Source organism: Bacillus sp. Brlt_9 (assembly GCF_051948935.1).
Taxonomy (GTDB): Bacteria; Bacillota; Bacilli; order Bacillales; family Bacillaceae_G; genus Bacillus_A.
The window spans coordinates 524,375-542,494 of the sequence record NZ_JAYJLO010000001.1 but is presented as its reverse complement, the minus strand read 5'-3'; the positions used below and the strand labels follow the sequence as shown (position 1 = coordinate 542,494).

At 35.5% G+C, this 18,120-nt stretch carries 17 protein-coding genes; 4 read left to right on the top strand and 13 right to left on the bottom strand.

Translation table 11 applies throughout. From position 1 onward, the window contains the following. Positions 1–3,351 carry an isopeptide-forming domain-containing fimbrial protein gene (locus tag VF726_RS02885; protein WP_440166689.1) on the bottom strand — a complete coding sequence of 1,117 codons (3,351 nt, stop codon included), beginning with the start codon at positions 3,349–3,351 and terminating at the stop codon, positions 1–3. A gap of 318 nt (positions 3,352–3,669) precedes the next feature. On the opposite strand from VF726_RS02885, the gene VF726_RS02880 reads away from it, so the two are divergent. The 4 genes from VF726_RS02880 to VF726_RS02865 all read left to right on the top strand — a co-directional run bounded on the left by VF726_RS02880 (position 3,670) and on the right by VF726_RS02865 (position 7,254). Continuing rightward, positions 3,670–5,895: a glycosyltransferase gene (locus VF726_RS02880; RefSeq protein ID WP_440165669.1), complete on the top strand. Its 2,226-nt coding sequence runs from the start codon at positions 3,670–3,672 to the stop codon at positions 5,893–5,895. Between the two features lie 70 nt (positions 5,896–5,965). Then, a complete protein-coding gene (locus VF726_RS02875; protein WP_440165667.1) occupies positions 5,966–6,301 on the top strand; it encodes an antibiotic biosynthesis monooxygenase family protein in 336 nt (111 codons plus the stop codon). Between the two features lie 2 nt (positions 6,302–6,303). After that, positions 6,304–6,894, top strand: a complete 591-nt coding sequence (locus VF726_RS02870; RefSeq protein ID WP_440165665.1) for a dienelactone hydrolase family protein — start codon at positions 6,304–6,306, stop codon at positions 6,892–6,894. After that, positions 6,895–7,254 carry a hypothetical protein gene (locus VF726_RS02865; protein ID WP_440165663.1) on the top strand — a complete coding sequence of 120 codons (360 nt, stop codon included), beginning with the start codon at positions 6,895–6,897 and terminating at the stop codon, positions 7,252–7,254. 27 nt (positions 7,255–7,281) lie between these two features. Here VF726_RS02865 and VF726_RS02860 read toward each other — a convergent pair whose 3' ends face one another. The 12 genes from VF726_RS02860 to VF726_RS02805 all read right to left on the bottom strand — a co-directional run bounded on the left by VF726_RS02860 (position 7,282) and on the right by VF726_RS02805 (position 18,118). Continuing rightward, on the bottom strand, positions 7,282–7,680 hold the full coding sequence (locus tag VF726_RS02860) for a DUF5367 family protein (RefSeq protein WP_440166687.1): 399 nt from the start codon (positions 7,678–7,680) through the stop codon (positions 7,282–7,284). Next, positions 7,673–8,257: a TetR/AcrR family transcriptional regulator gene (locus tag VF726_RS02855; protein WP_440165661.1), complete on the bottom strand. Its 585-nt coding sequence runs from the start codon at positions 8,255–8,257 to the stop codon at positions 7,673–7,675. The genes VF726_RS02860 and VF726_RS02855 overlap by 8 nt, the downstream gene beginning before the upstream one ends. Before the next feature lie 87 nt (positions 8,258–8,344). Then, the gene (locus VF726_RS02850; RefSeq protein ID WP_063224060.1) at positions 8,345–8,515 is read right to left on the bottom strand and encodes a DUF3951 domain-containing protein; all 171 of its coding nucleotides are present in this window, start codon (positions 8,513–8,515) and stop codon (positions 8,345–8,347) included. 62 nt (positions 8,516–8,577) lie between these two features. Then, entirely contained in the window at positions 8,578–8,889 is a 312-nt protein-coding gene (locus VF726_RS02845; RefSeq protein WP_000425945.1) for an AzlD domain-containing protein, read from the bottom strand. Beyond that, positions 8,880–9,605, bottom strand: coding sequence for an AzlC family ABC transporter permease (locus VF726_RS02840; protein WP_440165658.1), 726 nt, complete (start codon positions 9,603–9,605; stop codon positions 8,880–8,882). Before VF726_RS02840 ends, VF726_RS02845 begins: the two co-directional genes overlap by 10 nt. Continuing rightward, on the bottom strand, positions 9,598–10,434 hold the full coding sequence (locus VF726_RS02835; protein ID WP_440165656.1) for a TrmB family transcriptional regulator: 837 nt from the start codon (positions 10,432–10,434) through the stop codon (positions 9,598–9,600). Before VF726_RS02835 ends, VF726_RS02840 begins: the two co-directional genes overlap by 8 nt. Positions 10,435–10,609: 175 nt before the next feature. Continuing rightward, positions 10,610–11,908 (bottom strand): NtaA/DmoA family FMN-dependent monooxygenase, encoded by a 1,299-nt coding sequence (locus tag VF726_RS02830; RefSeq protein WP_440165654.1) that lies wholly within the window; start codon positions 11,906–11,908, stop codon positions 10,610–10,612. Between the two features lie 168 nt (positions 11,909–12,076). Further along, positions 12,077–12,850, bottom strand: coding sequence for a flagellar basal-body rod protein FlgG (locus tag VF726_RS02825; RefSeq protein ID WP_440165652.1), 774 nt, complete (start codon positions 12,848–12,850; stop codon positions 12,077–12,079). Positions 12,851–12,892: 42 nt separating this feature from the next. After that, positions 12,893–14,194 carry a flagellar biosynthesis protein FlhF gene (gene flhF, locus VF726_RS02820; protein WP_440165650.1) on the bottom strand — a complete coding sequence of 434 codons (1,302 nt, stop codon included), beginning with the start codon at positions 14,192–14,194 and terminating at the stop codon, positions 12,893–12,895. A 14-nt stretch (positions 14,195–14,208) separates the two neighbouring features. Beyond that, on the bottom strand, positions 14,209–16,275 hold the full coding sequence (gene flhA / locus VF726_RS02815; RefSeq protein ID WP_440165648.1) for a flagellar biosynthesis protein FlhA: 2,067 nt from the start codon (positions 16,273–16,275) through the stop codon (positions 14,209–14,211). Between the two features lie 24 nt (positions 16,276–16,299). Beyond that, entirely contained in the window at positions 16,300–17,346 is a 1,047-nt protein-coding gene (gene flhB, locus VF726_RS02810; RefSeq protein WP_078401711.1) for a flagellar type III secretion system protein FlhB, read from the bottom strand. 10 nt (positions 17,347–17,356) lie between these two features. Next, a complete protein-coding gene (locus VF726_RS02805) occupies positions 17,357–18,118 on the bottom strand; it encodes a flagellar biosynthetic protein FliR (protein ID WP_001055718.1) in 762 nt (253 codons plus the stop codon). Positions 18,119–18,120 lie beyond the last annotated feature (2 nt).

The following is an 18,120-nucleotide window of genomic DNA, read 5'->3' as shown; positions in this document are numbered from 1 at the left end:
CTACTGTTTTTGCAAACTACTATTCTTTCTTTTTCTAAAGAAGAAGAAAGATGTAATGAACATCAACATTCCACCAATTACGTAAAAAATAATTGTTCCTACGCCACCCGTTTCCGGGATAATCCATTCATTTTTACTATTTTCTATTGTTATCTTTTGTGTCGATACATCGCTAGTCACATTAACTTCAATTGGCTCTTTCATAAGCATGTACCCTACTGGTGCTTGTACTTCTTTTAACTTATATTGTCCAACTAATAGTGGATGAGAAACTGCCAAACCGTTCTTATCTGTTGTTAATTCCGTTACTACATCGCCATCTTTATTTATCACTTGAAACACTGCACCTATTAATTTGAGTGTTTCGTCTGTCCCATCTACTTTCTCTATCTCTATTTTCCCAAAAGTAGGTGGTATAATTACCGCTTCATTTGATATAAAACTCTTTTGATCAATTAGTAATTCCGCTTTATTTCGTATACCGCCATTTGCAGTATACGTTTCTAAAGTATCCACACCCATACTCATATCCAGCTTTGATGTAATGTGCATCGTATACGATTGATTCATAAGATATTCGTAACTGCCGCCCTGCTTCGGCAGTTCAATTTTCACCTTTTTCGACTGCTCATCGATTTCTGGTATAACTTGTACCTCTTCACCATTGGTATTTACAAGCCTTACTTGTTCAACTTTTAAAATATCTTCTAACTCATCTTGTAATACGATTTTCTCCAAGTATGCTACATCATTTCCAAAATGATAGTTTACATGCCATGTAAATTCTTCATTCTCACTTTGCAATGTTGCCTTTTCAACTTCTTTTTCATCTGCATCAGACACCGTTTTTATAACCTTTTGTTCCTTCGCTTCCACTTTCGTTTTTACATTTGGTTTTTCTGGTGGTAAATCTTTACCATCAGGTGTTTTCCCTTCCACAACCGCTATATTTTCTATTTCTTTCGTTTTTAGCGATTCCTTTGTAACCTTCACCTTAAAAGTTACAATTCGTTCTTCTGTATCAAATACATCACCAACATTAACTTTAACTGTATGATCCTCATACGATCCCGCATCTTCATCTAGCGCATCAGTTAACGAATTCCCATTCATTTTCATACTATCCGCTATATACTCCACTCCGTCAGGAAGCTTATCAGCAATGCGAACATCTTTTATAAGTCCATTTTCAACTTTATTCCGAAGCTTAATTTTATACTCAAGCTCATCGTCTACATGTGCTTTTCCATCTACTCCACCCGTTACTTCTTTCTTTGCATCTAGTTGTCCGTACAACGGATTAACTGATGTTTCGACTTCTGGCTTCTCTTGTTCTGGTACACTAATAGACTCTACCACTGCACTATTTTTGATTTTTTTATTTGCCATTTCTGGTTTGACAACGACTTCAAATGAAATTGCCCGTTCTTCATCTCCATTAAGGTCACCAATATTAGCATATATAATTCCATCTTTTATATGTGCACGATCATCATCTTCCGCGTCTGTTTGTTTCTTTCCATCTATCTTCAATGTATTCGGAACATACTCTATCCCTTCAGGTAGTGGATCCGTTACAGTGACAGCTTTTAATATAGAGTCGGTTACACTATTTTTAGCTTTTATCGTGTACTCAAGTTTATCTCCTACATTAAGAGTTTCACCATTTACATTTTTAGCTAGTTTTTCAGCCTCAAGTTTACCTTGTTTCACATCAATATTAGGCTTTACTTTTACTACTACTTTATTAGAAGCGTTATCCTCGACTTTACTTCCTGTCAGCTCATCAATTCCTCGAACAATAGCAGTATTAGGAATTTCACTTTCTATTTTTCTTCCTCTTAATTTCGCCTTAAATTCAACAATTGTTTCAGGCGTTTTATCAGTATAAATTCCGCCTTTTGAAGCATTTGCTCCTTCACCAATTCTAATCGTTAACTTTCTCGTCTTCTCATCATAATCAACTTGATCATCCATCAATTGATCTGTTTGATCTCCTGCGTTCGGACCAGAAATAATTTTCACCGATCCAGGTATAAACTTTAATCGGCGGTCTAGAACATCTTCAATCTTTGTATCAATTGCACTCGAATTCGGCTCAATATTTTTGACTTTTAATCGATATGTGATTTCCTCACCTGATTCGTATTTCTCTTTCACATTAACGACTGACTTCTCAATATCAAGCTCTGGCGCTGTTGCATTCACCGCAAAAGCTAAAGTGTTTAATACGTAGTCATCACCAGATGTGTATGCTCTCAACTTAATTTCTTTTTGTCCTGGCTGAATATAACCTTCTGGTAATTTAATTAGATCCGCATCAATGCCTAAGTTATTTCGATAATCTGGCAGAAATGTACCCGGGTACTTATCACGCATATGTTGTCCATATTCAGAAATAGTTGAGTTGAATATATTATTAAGAGGATTTAATTCATCAGTGATTTCTTTAAATTTATTTTTACCGTCAATATCAATTTCAAGTTTATCATATAGCCAGTACCGATCACCCTGCACAGCAAATACAGATACTTTCGGATTTAATTGGCCACTTTTAGCTGCCATAAAATCTTTTAGGGTAAACACTTTAAATCCTGAACTACCTGCTCTCTTTAACCCGCCATCATACACAGTGAATGCTTTACGCGTTTGTGACTTATCCTTCGTGATAACTAGCATATACCACCCCGCAAAAGAGTAGTACCCATAACTATAGGCAGTATTCGAATTAGGATAAGGAATATTCGCTACAGTATAGCTTCCGCCTTTTGAATTAGACATTTGCAAAAGTTGTGTCACATCTGCATAATTTGAATAATACGTACCATTTATTCCGAAACCACTTCCTAACCCACTTCCGAAATACGTATGTTTTGGCACAACATTAAAATGCTCCCCAGTTGGAGTTGAGAACTTTATAGGTGCAGTATATTGCTGTGGTGTTAACTCATAACGTGTTGAACTCCAATATAACCCTGCCCATTCAATCTCAGCTTCACCTGGAATAGGAATATATGCCTTTGAAGAGTTGGATGTTTCTGGATCATCATCAACATCGATTAATTCACGGTAATATTTTGCTGGTGCCGTGTCCCATGTCACATCATTAATATCAGAATATAAAGCTTTTTCTCTTTGTTTACCTTCAGCTTTTATTCCTAAATTCACATTCCCGGTAGAATACATATCCCCCTTATGAATAGATTGATAAGTCGGTGCATCAAACCCTTCTGCATCTGTAACTGCTGCTTGTGCCGTATCAATTGGACTTAAAAACTGCAACTGAGATAATAGCAAGAATAAACTCATAACAACTATAAATGCATTTAATAGTTTTTTATTTTCTTTCATACTATTGTACAAAGAGGTCACCTCCTTAATTACAATTTATTAGTATATTATATGCATATACTTTATACGTATTATTCTAATATAAATCTTACTATTTGTTAATGAAATATATTGTTAATTTTAAATTTTATAAATTTTTATATAAAGATTCTTAAATTAACAAACTATTTAATTATAATTAATTTTATGTTAAAAAAATATAAATCCAATACTTTCCATCTATTCTATGATATTCTATATAATGGTAATTAAAAAATCCTTATAATAAAATATAAAAGGTTTTATAATTCCATACCCTATTAATAAAGGAGGCTTTTCATGAACCTTTCTATTTACGAAGGTTTAGGTATTATTTTTCTCTTAATAATTATGATTTACGCTCTCGCCCATAAATATTTATGGTCAAAAAAATTACTTATTATTCTATTTCTCGTTAGTAATGCTATTTATCTTATTTGGCGAACTTTTTATTCTCTACCTACTATTAATCTCATAAGCATTATCGCTGGTATTATATTGTTAGTTACTGAGTGGGCTGGTTACTTACAGTCCATCGTTTTCAGCATTATTTCATGGAAACCATATAAGCGGAAAGAAGTACCGTTATCATCTTTCAAAAAACTACCTACAGTTGACATTTTTATCGCAACTTACAATGAGCCACTCGATTTATTAAAACGAACTGTCGCTGGTTGTACAATGATGAATTATCCGAAAGAGTTGCTAAACATTTATATTTGTGACGACGGACGCCGTGAAAGTGTAAAGCAGCTCGCGACAGAATTTTCTGTCCACCACATAACTCGTACAGAAAATACGCATGCAAAAGCGGGTAATTTAAATCATGCCATGCTTCATTCGAAAGGTGATATTATCGTCACAATGGATGCTGATATGGTACCAAGAGCAAACTTTTTAGAGCGAACGATTGGCTATTTTTCTAAAAATAATGTTGTATTTGTTCAAGCACCACAAGTGTTTTATAATGCTGATCCATTTCAATATAATTTGTTTTTTGAAGATAACATCGCCAATGAACAAGATTTCTTTATGCGACAGTTAGAGGAAGGGAAAGATCGATTTAATGCTACGATGTATGTTGGTAGTAATGCTCTATTTCGTCGTACTGCGCTAGAAGAAATTGGAGGATTTGCAACTGGCGTTATTACTGAGGATATGGCAACTGGTATGTTACTACAAGCGAACAAATGGGAAACTGTATTTGTCAATGAAACACTCGCTGTTGGATTATCTCCAGAAACCTTTAGTGATTTATTGAAACAGCGTGATCGCTGGTGCCGAGGGAATATTCAAGTCGTAAAAAAATGGAATCCTTTCACTATAAAAGGATTATCTTTTATGCAGCGTCTTTTATATGCAGATGGAATCCATTATTGGTTTTTCGGCGTTTATAAAATGGTATTTTTACTAGCACCACTATTATTTTTAGTATTCGATATTTATAGTTTAGAAATTAATTTTATGCACTTATTTATGTTTTGGGCACCTGCCTTTTTAACGTCACAGCTTATTTTCAAAGCTGTTTCTAATAAAAAACGAACGACAACGTGGAGTCATGTGTATGAAGTTGCAATGGCTCCTTATATGGGATTTGCTATTTTATCAGAAACGTTCTTACGGAAAAAGTTTCAATTTCATGTAACGAGAAAAGGTGTTCAAAATAACACGAGGCATTTTTTATGGATTGCAAGTGTTCCTCACCTCGTGTTACTCATACTAACAATTATTGCACTAATTCGGGCAACACTTATGCTCTTATACCCTGAGCAATATCATATTGAAAGAGAAAGTTTATATATTAATATTTTCTGGGTACTATACAACGGGGTAGCTATTATCACTTCATTATTTGTAGCATTTGAAAGACCGCGTTTCCGAAACTCCGAGCGTTTCGTAGTGAATTTACCAGGTACTTTATATACTGAGGATATGACCATCTCTTGCCGCGTTCTTGATATTAGTGAAACTGGTGCACGTTTTGAAGTAGATTCATCCATTCCATTTGAAACTTTATCAAGCCTATCTTCCTATACATTATCTTTTGGAGAGGTAGAAAAGATTCATAGTACAAAAAAATGGATTCGGAGACAAACAAATTCCGTGCAAGTTGGTGTGTCATTTGATGATGTATCTCATGAACAATATTGTAAACTCGTTCTTCATCTATTTAGTAAGCCGGTTAATGACCGGGTGGAAAAAGTGTACGATAAGGCATTTCTTACACTAGCAATTGCATCTTTCATAAAAAACACAAAGAAATCACCAAGGCAATTTCGCAGGCAACATATACGTGAAGAACTTATGGCTCCTGGAACATTACATATGAACGGGATGCCAATTGAAGCGACCATTATCGACTATAGTACCGGTGGGTGCCAAGTACAAACGAACACCCCACTCGCCATTGACCAAATTATACAAGTAACAATGTATGAACGTAATATTCAAAAGAAAAAGGCACAAGTATGTTGGATTCAAAAAAAGGGCCGTAAAATATATGCTGGATTAAAATTTACAGCGTAAAAAAGAAAAGAAGCCTCATGCTTCTTTTCTTTTTTCATATGCTAAAATATGTATAAAAGGGGGAAATCATATGAAACATGCTCCACAAAAAACGAGTCATTATTATGCAGTTATATTCACTTCTAATTTATCAAATGATACGACAGATTATAGTGCCGCCTCTGACAAAATGGAGGAACTTGCAAAACAGCAACCTGGATTTCTAGGTGTAGAAAGTGTACGAGATCATTCGGGACTCGGAATCACAATTTCTTATTGGGAGTCACTTGAGTCTATTGAAAACTGGAAACAAAACGCCTTACATAAAGAAGCGAAAAAAAGAGGCCGTGAGCAATGGTATGAAAACTTCCATCTACGTATATGCCTTGTTGAGAAAGAATTTAAGTTTCAAAGAGGTACTTTATAACTATGAAGAAAAAATTAGCTCTCGTTGTTGTTCATGAAATATATGGTGTGAACGACCATATGCATCACGTTACCAACCACTTCACTTCATCTCATATAGATGTATTCTGTCCTAATCTGCTACAATCGCAGCCTGCATTTCATTATAGTGATGAAGAAAAAGCATATCATTTTTTTATGAATCATATTGGATTTGAAGATGGAAAAAAGCAAATTGAAGAATTCATTACTCATCTTTCTAATAGTTACACACATATTGGACTTATTGGCTTTAGTGTTGGTGCTACCATCTCATGGCTATGTAGTAACAATCCGAAAATAGATTTTATTATCGGATGTTACGGTTCCCGTATACGTGACTATATTCATATAAAACCAACATGTTCTACTTTACTTATTTTCCCTGAAAAAGAAGCTAGTTTTTCAGTACCCTCTTTCATTCAAACATTGCAGCAACAAAATAATCCTTTATTAGAAATACACCAACTAAACGGTGAACATGGTTTTCTAAATCCGTACACTGAAAAATATAACGAGCACTCTACAAATCAAGCATATAATGTAATAGATTCATTTCTTATAAAGGAGATCTAAATGACACTTACATTACTCTTACTTATTTTCATATTCATTGCCTTTTTCTCAGCGCTAACTATCATTTTTTTAACCGTAAAAAAGGGGGAGTTTTCCAAGCGCCCCTACTTACAATCTATTATCGTTTACATTTTATTTTTTACAAATTGGATCTTATATTTAACAACTTTTTATACGTTACTCCCCGAGAAAGTTAGCGAGTTCATATTCTTACCCATTTGGTTTTTCCTTTGTATATTAGGTTTTATCACTTTCTGGCGCGAATGGAGAAATAATCGTGTGTTCTCAATATGTATCGGTTTTCTTTCCTGTTTTAGTTTTCTATTTGGGTTATTGTTGTTACTTCTTTCGGGGATGTGACTGTTATAAAGAGGATATAAAACCTCTTTATAACAGTCTTTTTCGTACCATGACGAAAGGAATTATTAAATAAAGAGCGTAAGCAATAACCATCCAAATGGTAAATGACATGATTTGCTGTGAGGATAATTGTGAGAATATATTAGAAGAATGATACAAGATGTAAGAATCTAAAGTTAAACCAATCGCTGTGCCACATATACCTAACTTAATAACTGCATATTTTGAAGTATCCAATTTTTGATATAACCACATTACAAAATATAAAGCTATAGCTGTCCCTAATTCAAGCAACGTCATTTGTAGAAAAAATCTATTTGAGGTGTACTCTAATAAGACTAAAGAACCAAAGACAACAAAGAACGTCGAGGCAATAAACCAAATTCCAATAGAAAATAAAATAGTGAGCCAAAGTTTATTATTCACTACCATTACCTCCCTTTTGTAGCGCTATGAACTTTTCCAATAGTAGGTGCAAATCACCATATACTTTGTCGCTAGAAAAAGATGGATTGAATAACGCTTGCAATGCCAAACCGTCAATTAATGCATTACATAAAACGCTCCACGTTTCAATTGAAATTTGAGATGTCATATTATCTCCTACTATTTCATTTAACACCCTTGCTAGTTCTTGATTTTCATACTGTAACAGTTCACCAATTTTATCTTTCATCGCATCATTTTGCAATCCACTAGCCACTAATTGAAAAAACAAATGATGATACATTGAATCTTTCACGCATCTACTTTCAGCAGACTGTAAAGCCTTTTCTAACTGTACATCCTTTCCTATTTGTTCCCACGACGCTTTACAAAACGATTCAGTTACTTCAAGTAATAATTGATCTTTCGTTTTAAAATGATAATATACGGTACCTTGTGTAACTTGAGCACTCTCTGCGACTGCTTTTAATGTCAACTTTTCCATCCCGTGCTCTGCAATAATTTCTTTTGCTGCTTCTAGTAACTTCTCTTTATTAACAATATTCGGTTTTGCCATTTCTATAACCACCTTTTAAGTTAGTCAGCTAACTAACTTAAATTATACAGAAAAATCAGATAAAACAAAAGAAAGAAAAGCCACCATTCAACTTTTCTTCCTTCTATGTTTACCTTTAGACTTTACTGTCACTGATTCACAAGGTGTATAATAAATTTGAGGTGTCGCTCTATCAACAAACATCATAAACGTAATAAAGCCGATAATAAAGAAAATAAATAACGTTAACAAAATTGCTCCTATCGTTAAAAGTATCATAACACCACCCCTATATTTTTCATGTTATTACACCTTTCGCTATTATATGAGCGTAATCCTTTTTAGAAAAAGAAACGTAACAAAATAATCACAATCACGCCAGTTAATACTGTACCTAATAAACTACGAGTATATATTGCAACAAGAAATGTTGGAATTGCTGCAATAAGGTAATCCCACTGCACCGTCTCATGCATAAATAATACTTGTGCTAAAAGTGCTGCTAATATCGCAATTGGTATGTAATTTAACCATTTTAAACCCCAGTCTGGAATTTGTAGTTTGCTAAATACGAGTAGAGGTAAAATACGCGGCACGAGTGTGACAGCTCCGGCTGCTAATAAAAGTAATAATACGTCTAATCTCATTTCCATTTTTCAATCACCACTCCAATCGTCGCAGCTAATAATGTTGCGATAATAACCGCTATACTATCTGGCATAAATAAGTGTGAAACATATGCGATGACAATCGCTACAATTGCAACAGTAAGATGAATTGCTAGTTTCGGTTTACTACTTATGAGCTGAAGTACAAATAACCCGATAAACATTGCTGGTAATGCATAATCCATGCCGTACGTATGCGGATCTGGTATCCACTCACCAAACAACCCGCCAATAATAGTAGCAAGAATCCAATTTAAATATGCTGTGACATTTAAGCCCATCATCCATCTGTCGCCTACATATCCTTTTTGCGCTGCGTGCTGTACTGCAACGCCGAACGTTTCATCTGTAATTTGAGAACCGATTAGTAAGTTTTTAAATAGAGGCAGTTTCGTAAAGTATGGCGCAAGCGCAGCACTCATAAGAAGGTGGCGCAAATTAACAAAAAATACGGTGAAAATGATCGCTGAAGCAGGTGCACCAGCTGCATACATACCAGCTAATATAAATTGGGCAGAACCTGCATAAATTAAAGTGGACATAAACGCAATTTCAATGATGGAGAAACCAGCTGTTTTTGCAATTACACCAGCTGCTATACCGATGCTTAAATAACCAAATACAGTTGGTAAACAATCTTTTACTCCTTGCTGAAATGTATCATCGCTCTGCAAAGCTACATGTGCCTGAGCTTTACTCATTCCTATCATCCTCCATTCCTTTCATCGTTCGTTTTCCTGTCACGACATGAACTAAATCAATATTTTCACGCCATAATGTATCTAGCTTATCCGCTCCAAACTCCTTGGTGATTTCTTCAACCATAATATCGTGCCGGACATACTCTGTAGCTACGAGAACTAGCGCTGGGTCATACGTTGTAACGGCCCATGAAGTGTTATCATTTGAGAAGTTGGCAATTAATACTTCTTCCCCGTCACGCGCGATTACAGTTAAATGACCACCCATTCTCTTTTCAACAACGTGGGGCGTCATATAATTATGGTGAAACGTCGCTCCTATTTTTGTATCTGGAGCGCCAAATAAGATTGAAAATATATGTACACCTTCCTTTTCTTTTTGACGAATATATGGCTCAATTTCATGCACTTGATCTTCCCATACAGAAATCCATAACTCTTCCTTCGCCCTATTCATTATATTGCATATTTCTTTTACAACACGATCATTTGAGCGAATATGCGAAATTACATCTATTTGTCGCTCTTGTTCTAAACCATTTAATTTCTCATCTAAAAATTCAAAGGATTTTTCAAAATCTTTTCGCATTCTATCCATTAACTCCGTAGCTGGTACTGGTACATATTTCACCGGTTCAGTAGGAACGATATGCACCGCTCCTTTATCCATCAATTTACCGAGCACTTCATAAATCATCGAACGAGGTACTCCTGTCTGTTTACTCACTTCATACCCTGTTACTGGGGAATGTTTTAGTAGTCCAATATACGCTTTACATTCATATTGGGAAAAACCTAACTTTTGTAATTCTTTTATAATTTCATCCATCATTACCCCTCACAATCTATATAACTTTCATTTCAAAACGATCTATGTATGTTAGTAGTTATTAGTATACCTACTAATATAAAAAAACAGACCCACAAAGTCAATTGATAATTCTGAAATTTAAATCAAAAATAAAAAGCCTTCTTACGAAAGGCTTTTCTACATACTATCTCACCTATTTTAGCTGCAACGTATTTGATAAATTCTCCTCCAAATGTTCTCGTAAAGTAGAACCTGTATATTCTTCCCTAAATATACCGGCCTTCACGAATAAAGGAATAACTCTACTTAAGAATAGATCTAGTGACTTTGGAGGTCCTCCTGGAATAGCGATAAATCCATCTAACGCCCCGGCCTCAAACCTATCTATAATTTGTTTCGCAACGTCTTGCGCTGTACCAACCGCAACCCAATGAGCCGATCCAACAACTTCTGGTCGTTCGAGTATTTGTTCAAGTGTTGGTTCATTTTTAATAATGTAGTTCCGTAATAATTCAGCGTGTGTTTTACTGCGAACAGTTTGATCACGACTTGGCAACATCTCTTCCGTAATCTTACTTTCTAGCGGAATTCCTCTAGCGTCTAGTCCGAGAACCATTTCGAGTAACGAGTATCTTTTCTCTTTTGTGAGATGTTGATGTGCTTGCCTATGCATTTCTAACGCTTCTTCATATGTATCACCTATAAAGAAATATAACCCAGGCAATACACGTATATCATCTTGCTTTCGGCCATGCTGCTTTGCTCTTCTTCTTAAATCTTGACGCAGTTCCATCCCTGACTCTACATCCGGCGTTGCAGCAAAAATTGCATCCGCAACAGAAGCGGCGAAATTCCGGCCTGACTCTGAAGCACCAGCTTGAAATAATGGCATTTCTCCTGAAATGTGCTGCGGAATATTAAGTGGACCTTTCACCTTAAAGTATTCGCCATTATGCTCAATAGGCTTTACCATCTCTCTAATCACATCAGGATTATCTACTTTCAATACTTCATTAGGATGACTCCCCCAAAGCTTTCTTACTAATGCTGTACATTCTGCCGCTTTCGCGTATCGCTCTTCAGATGATGGCATACCTTCCTCACCAAAGTTTTCAGCACCGTCAATAGATGTAACAATATTCCACCCTACTCGGCCGTTACTAATCCAATGTAAAGATTGTAATTGCCTTGCTAATATATATGGTGGGTAAAACGAAGTTGAAGCAGTCGTAACGACACCAATTTTTTCTGTTGCATAAGCAATAGCAGTGAACAGTAATGTCGGATCTAAAATGACATTTCCCTTATTACGAGCAATTAAATCCGGGTGCGCCACTAAATAATCTGCCTTAAAAACAAAATCTAACTTCGCCTTTTCTGCCCGCTTTGCTAACTCTACTTGTTCGTTAATTCCTGAATTAAATATACTATCTTCTTCTTTCTTTCTAGAAATTAAACATAATCCAATGCAAAGTTGTTTTTTTGTAGACATATACACACCATCCCCTTGTTTTTAATTTACCTAGTTAAGCAATGTTGCTGTCATTATGAAATTCCATTCCTATGAAAATAGATAAAATGATATTGATAATCATTATCATTTTATGATGTAACTGTAATAAAAGCAATAATAAAAAAGACTTCCGCTAACGGAAGTCTCCTATCTCAATATTTCATTCGCTTCTTTTTCATAAATTTTATCAAATGAAGTCATAACACGTTGTGATGCTGAAATCATTCTTTGATCGGTCATAAGATCTGCCATCTCTTTCGTCATATCTACATTTGAATTTTCTAGCATATGGTTTTTTACTAAGCCTGTTCCGTTCGGTAAATCAGTAATGTTTCCTTCTGCTAGTGTAAAGCTTTTGTTCTCTCGTTGCACAAGACGATTATTCGTTTCTGCATCTACTGTTTTTGTTTGCAGGCGAGCAATATTATTTTGTGTTCCCTCATCATATAATGTGCCATCTGCTTGTACAGCGATCTTCGCTCCTTCTGGAATACGAACACGTTCATTATTTACATCCATCACATAAGCGCCAGATGATGTTTGCAAGTAACGATCACTATTTATTGTAAAACTACCATCCCTCGTTAAAAACGTTTCATCATTTTTAGATGTAACGAAAAATGATGTTGTACCGTTTGCACCATCATCTAAAAAGAAATCTGTAGCACTATTTGTCATTTGTATATTTCCTTGTACTAAGTTCACATGCGTTGCGGCTGGTACTACAGCGTAATCGACTGAGCCAATATTTGTTACAGCACCATCTCCGCGGCGATATGTATCTTGTACATCGAATACTTTAGAAGTCATATTTTCTGCTTTGAATCCTGTCGTTTGAGCATTTGCAACGTTATTCGAATGAACATTAATACGCTGCATGTAATTCATCATACCCATAGAACCTATATAAAGACCGTTCATACTCGTTTGAATAAGGCAAGTGCCTTATCCTTCACCTCTTTTCTATGATGTTTGCAACATTTGTTTCGCTAAATGTTCCGCTGTAGCGATATGTATATGTTGCTTCACGTCTTGTCCATCTGTCATTAATACAATGGGAGCTGATGATACTGCTGGAATTTTCAACAATTCACCACTACTTGCCGTTTCATCAAATTTCGTAAATACGATACCATCAATATGAATATCTTTAAAATTTGTAATGATTTCAATCATATCTTTACTTTTCATCGACGCTGATAACGTTAAACAAATATAATCTGGCTCTACTTGTCCCATCGTTTCAATCATTTCTTCCACTGTTTCTGACGCACGATAATTTTTCCCAGCTGTATCAATTAAAATATAATCGACACGCGCTTCTTCTTTAAAATACGTAAGCGCTCTTGTCATTGCATATTCATCACGGACAGCGATTACTTCAAATCCAATTGTCTTTACGTAATCTTGCAGCTGCTGTACTGTTCCAATGCGTGAATGATCTGTTGTAATAAAACCGACCGTTTTGTTCTTACTGTGAAACTGCCATGCCATTTTTGCAAGTGTCGTCGTTTTTCCAACACCAGTTGGACCTATTAATGCAATTGTTTGCACTTCTTTTTCAAATACGTTTTCCGTATTGAAATGCGACCTCATATCTTCTAATATATATCCGATCACTTCTTCTTCTGTAATCATCGTCGCATCCTCAAACTTCACTTTTAACTTTTCAGCATATGCATGAATGAAATATTGTTCTACATCGTTTTGCTCTAGCATGCGAATTACTTTTTGAATAATAAACGGTACAGATTCTTGCTTTTCTTTTTTTACAACCACTTCTTCTTTCTTGACAGGAACGACTTTTTTTACAGCTTTTTGCTTTTTCGTTTCTTCCGTCTGTTTCACAACGACGATACCTTTTTCAAACAACTTTAATAGTTTCTCTTTCTTTCTCGTCCATTCTTCACTATTTCCTGTTTGCATCGCCGCGTATGACATAGGAGTCGTCACGTTTTCTAAATTATGCAGTACCGATTGAATGCCGTTCGCCTTCACAATTTGTTCTGAAGGATCGTTCACAACATCCATTAATTGTTCATGAAACTGAGCTGTACCTTCGTTCACTTCTTCCTGTTTATCCTCTGGAAAAGCAACTAACATTTCATAATTCTTTTTCCAAAAAAACGGGATATTGCGTTTTACGCTTTCATCGACAACGTAATAATAATCTGTACCATATTGGTCAAATAATTTTCGATACAATTCATTTTTCGAAGCTGCTTTTATTCGCATTAACGCTTCTTTCTTTTCTGTATTTTCCATTACTTCACCCCCTACTATTCAATGTAAGCAATTTGATCTACAACAATCTCTGGTGCTAATTCGCTAATACAAAGTACTTGTGCCTCTATTTGATAACGCTCTAGCAGTCTTACAATCGCAAACCTGAAATCTTTTCTACGCGTTAATAATACTGGTTCTCTTCCCATTAACCTTGCTTGTTTAAATACGCGTTGTACTTGCTCAACGACTCGCGATTCTAAATCTAAATCCCAGTTTAATAAATAGCCTTGATAAGAATTGTTCACAACGTCCGCATCTAATTCGATTGAATCTGAGAAGAGCGCCGCATAAATTTTACCGTCAGGATTTTTCGCATTTTCACAAATAACTTTTGAAATACATTCACGGACGAATGACGTTACACCGTCAACGTGATTTTGATAAATTTCTTTTCCGTCAATAATACCTTCAATAATGGTTGGTAAATCACGAATAGAAATACCTTCTTTTAGCAGTTGTTTAATAACATTTTGAACAAGTGATAAGTCGATTTCTTTCTTCTTAATCTCTTCTAATAAAACGCCGTTATCATTTTCAAGCGAGTTAATTAAGTCTTTTACATGTTGACGCTGAATTAACTCATGAAGATTACGTCTAACGACAACATCTAAATGCGTAATTAATATGCTAAGCGGCTCTAATACTTGATAGCCTTTCATTTGTGCATCTTGTACCATATGCTCTAAAATCCAATATCCATCTTCACCGAAAATTGGATCTTTCGCTGGTTCTGCATCTAAATCGGCCATTACATTCGGTGTTTTCAGTGCTAATAAGTAACCTGATTTTAAAACACCTTCAGCTGCCTTCGCACCTTTAATACGAATAATGTAACGTCCTCGTGGTCTAAAACTCGTATTATCTTTAAAGTTAATACCAGGAACGTTAATACCGAGGTCGGTAATAATCGACTTCCTCATAAGAACAACTTTATCACGAGCTGTTTCCCCGTTAATTTTCTGCTTTACAAGTGCTGCTAAATCTAAACCGAGTTCTACAATAATTGGATATTTATCTGTAAATACTCCAAATGAATCTTCCACTTGTTGCAGTTGCTCATCTTCTCCTTGAATCATTTCTATTTCTTTTTGAAGCTCGTCTTCTTTTTCTTTCTTTATTCGGTTTTTATTACGAATTCCTAAGAAGACAATTGTTCCACCAACGAGTGCGAATGGTAGAAATGGTAGCGGAGTAAAAATACCCATTGCTATAAATAAACCACCGAGCGCATATACAACGACTTCATGTGCTAATAACTCTTTAAAGATTCCTTCAGTTACTGTATCCGGTGAACCGTCAAATACACGCGTTACGATAATACCCGTTGAAATTGCAAGCATTAAAGAACCAATTTGGTTTACGATTCCGTCACCGACAGTTAACTGTGTATAGTGAATAGCCGCATCTGCAAAACTCATTCCTTGCTGCATCATGCCGACAATTAAACCGAAAATAATGTTTACGAATAAAATGACAATCCCGAAAATAACGTCCCCTTTAATGAACTTCCCGGCACCATCCATAGCTCCGTAAAACTCTGTTTCCATATTTAATTTTTTTCGTTTTGCCTGTGCATCTTTTTCAGTAATAATACGCTGATTTAAATCCGCATCGATTGACATTTGTTTCCCTGGTAAAGAATCAAGTGTAAAACGAGCTGCAACTTCAGCTGTACGAGATGCACCGTTTGCAACGATAAACTGGAATATGATTAATACTGTAAAAATAACGATACCAATTAATAAGTTCCCGCCAATTACGAACTGGCCGAACTCTTCAATAACATGACCTGCATTTCCATCTGTCAAAATCGCTCGCGTCGTCGATACGTTAATCGATACGCGGAAAATCCCGATTAATAACAACATCGTTGGAAATGACTTTAATTCATCCCACTCGTTAATACTTGTTGCTCGCATATAAATAAGCACTGACATACTTAGTAAAAAAACGATAACGATATCAAGTATAAATGGTGGGAGTGGAATTAAGAGCGCCACTACGAATGACGCTGCTAAAAAGATAGAAAAATAGGTTCTTGCAGAATCTATCTTAAACACAAGAGATCTCCTCCAACCGCGCTATTACACTTCAAGTTCATTCGTTTGAATTAAATAGCGCATAACTTCAATTACAGCTACGTATAAATCTTCTGGAATCGTCTCATCTTCCTCGACTTGATAATATAAAGAACGAGCTAGCGGACGATTTTCCACCATTGGTATTTCTTGTTCACGGGCAAGCGTTCGTATATATAATGCGAGCTCATCTTCCCCTTTTGCAACGACAATTGGTGCTGCGTCAACGTGTTTATTGTAACGAAGTACGACCGAAATATGAGTCGGGTTATTTACAATAAACGTTGCGCCATCCATCTTCTTCGCAATTGTTCCTTGCAAAATCGCATGCATAAAGTTTTTTCGTTTCCCTTTTACTTGCGGGTCCCCTTCATTATCTTTATGCTCTTGTTTTACTTCTTCTTTTTTCATCTTAATATCTTGTTCGTACTCCCATTTTTGATAAATAAAATCAATAATAGAAAGAACGATTAATATAATTAAAATAGCTAAAAAGATAAATTTAATTTGCCTAATAATTTCAGTAAGAGACGCAGTCCAGTTAAATCCAATCATACTTACGATTTTCTCTAAATTCTTTTTAAAGAGAACGTAAGAAACGTATCCGATTAATCCCATATAAAACAGTGATTTCAAAATATCTACTAAACTTTTACGACTAAACAACCTCGTAAAATAGTTTTTCGGGTTAATACGCGACGCTTTCGGCTTAATAACTTTAGAAGAAAATAAGAAACCGACTTGAATCATATAATTGAATAAATGAAATGCGTATACGAGTATTAATATCGGAGCTGATACTTTTAGTAATAAAATACCCATTAAATAAAAATACTCGGTTGAATCTGTATTTTTTCCAATTTGATCAAACAGCACCGCTACAGAGTTTGCAATCTCAAACCCTAGCCAATCTCCGAAAAAGTAAACGACAACTGCTAATACAAGTATGGAAAATAAATTATTTAAATCTTTACTCCGGGCAATATTCCCTTCTTCACGCGATTTCTTACGCTTCTGCGGGGTGGCCTTTTCTGTTTTATTATCCTTTGCCATGCGCGTCCCCCTACTTCGTTAAGAAAAAGTTAAATAGTTTCGTATATTCTTCAAGCAATACGTCCGTCATATTTTTAAACACATAACCGAGCATCGGTACACTCATCGCAATAAACAAAATACCACACGTAATTTTAATAACGTACGCATTCATAAAAACGTTTAATTGCGGAGCGTTTTTTGCGATTAAAATTAAAACAAAGTTAATGATGAACAAACTTCCCATAAGCGGAAGAGCAATTTCAACCGCTGATGTGATCGCAAATAATAACGTTGCGAGTAGACTATCTAGAAAACTAGTCGTCAGCAATTTTGAAATCGCCTCTGTATATTGAAACGACTTTAAAATCGTGGCAACGAAATAATTAATGCCGCCAAGTGAAATAAAAATAATGAGAAAAAATATATCAAAAATGGTTGATAATAAAGTAGACTGTGATCCTGCATTTACATCAAACAAACTTGCCTGTGATAAACCGATATCAAAGTCTAAAATATGCCCTGCCATTTTTGGAATGTTCCACAGCATTTCTACAATTTTTGAAAGTGATAATCCAATTACAATTTGCGTACCTGCATAAGCTGCCACGTCCCAAACTGTCTTGATGTGCGAGACATCAACTTGATCAGCCACTGTAATGGAAAGAGCAAGTCCAACTGTAACCTTCGCCATTGCTGGAATGGATCGACCTGAGAAAAACGGTAAAAAATATAAAAATGAAGTAATGCGGCAAAACGCAAAAAACGTCGCCGCCCATAATTCCATATTCATTT

Excerpts from the sequence above, each read along its gene's own strand:
- VF726_RS02830 (WP_440165654.1), bottom strand. The coding sequence starts at position 11,908 with ATGTCTACAAAAAAACAACTTTGCATTGGATTATGTTTAATTTCTAGA.
- VF726_RS02865 (WP_440165663.1), top strand. The coding sequence starts at position 6,895 with ATGACACTTACATTACTCTTACTTATTTTCATATTCATTGCCTTTTTC.
- VF726_RS02875 (WP_440165667.1), top strand. The coding sequence starts at position 5,966 with ATGAAACATGCTCCACAAAAAACGAGTCATTATTATGCAGTTATATTC.
- VF726_RS02825 (WP_440165652.1), bottom strand. The coding sequence starts at position 12,850 with ATGAACGGTCTTTATATAGGTTCTATGGGTATGATGAATTACATGCAG.
- VF726_RS02805 (WP_001055718.1), bottom strand. The coding sequence starts at position 18,118 with ATGAATATGGAATTATGGGCGGCGACGTTTTTTGCGTTTTGCCGCATT.
- VF726_RS02880 (WP_440165669.1), top strand. The coding sequence starts at position 3,670 with ATGAACCTTTCTATTTACGAAGGTTTAGGTATTATTTTTCTCTTAATA.
- flhF (WP_440165650.1), bottom strand. The coding sequence starts at position 14,194 with ATGGAAAATACAGAAAAGAAAGAAGCGTTAATGCGAATAAAAGCAGCT.
- VF726_RS02855 (WP_440165661.1), bottom strand. The coding sequence starts at position 8,257 with ATGGCAAAACCGAATATTGTTAATAAAGAGAAGTTACTAGAAGCAGCA.
- VF726_RS02885 (WP_440166689.1), bottom strand. The coding sequence starts at position 3,351 with ATGAAAGAAAATAAAAAACTATTAAATGCATTTATAGTTGTTATGAGT.
- VF726_RS02840 (WP_440165658.1), bottom strand. The coding sequence starts at position 9,605 with ATGAGTAAAGCTCAGGCACATGTAGCTTTGCAGAGCGATGATACATTT.
- VF726_RS02835 (WP_440165656.1), bottom strand. The coding sequence starts at position 10,434 with ATGGATGAAATTATAAAAGAATTACAAAAGTTAGGTTTTTCCCAATAT.
- VF726_RS02850 (WP_063224060.1), bottom strand. The coding sequence starts at position 8,515 with ATGATACTTTTAACGATAGGAGCAATTTTGTTAACGTTATTTATTTTC.
- flhB (WP_078401711.1), bottom strand. The coding sequence starts at position 17,346 with ATGGCAAAGGATAATAAAACAGAAAAGGCCACCCCGCAGAAGCGTAAG.
- VF726_RS02845 (WP_000425945.1), bottom strand. The coding sequence starts at position 8,889 with ATGGAAATGAGATTAGACGTATTATTACTTTTATTAGCAGCCGGAGCT.
- VF726_RS02870 (WP_440165665.1), top strand. The coding sequence starts at position 6,304 with ATGAAGAAAAAATTAGCTCTCGTTGTTGTTCATGAAATATATGGTGTG.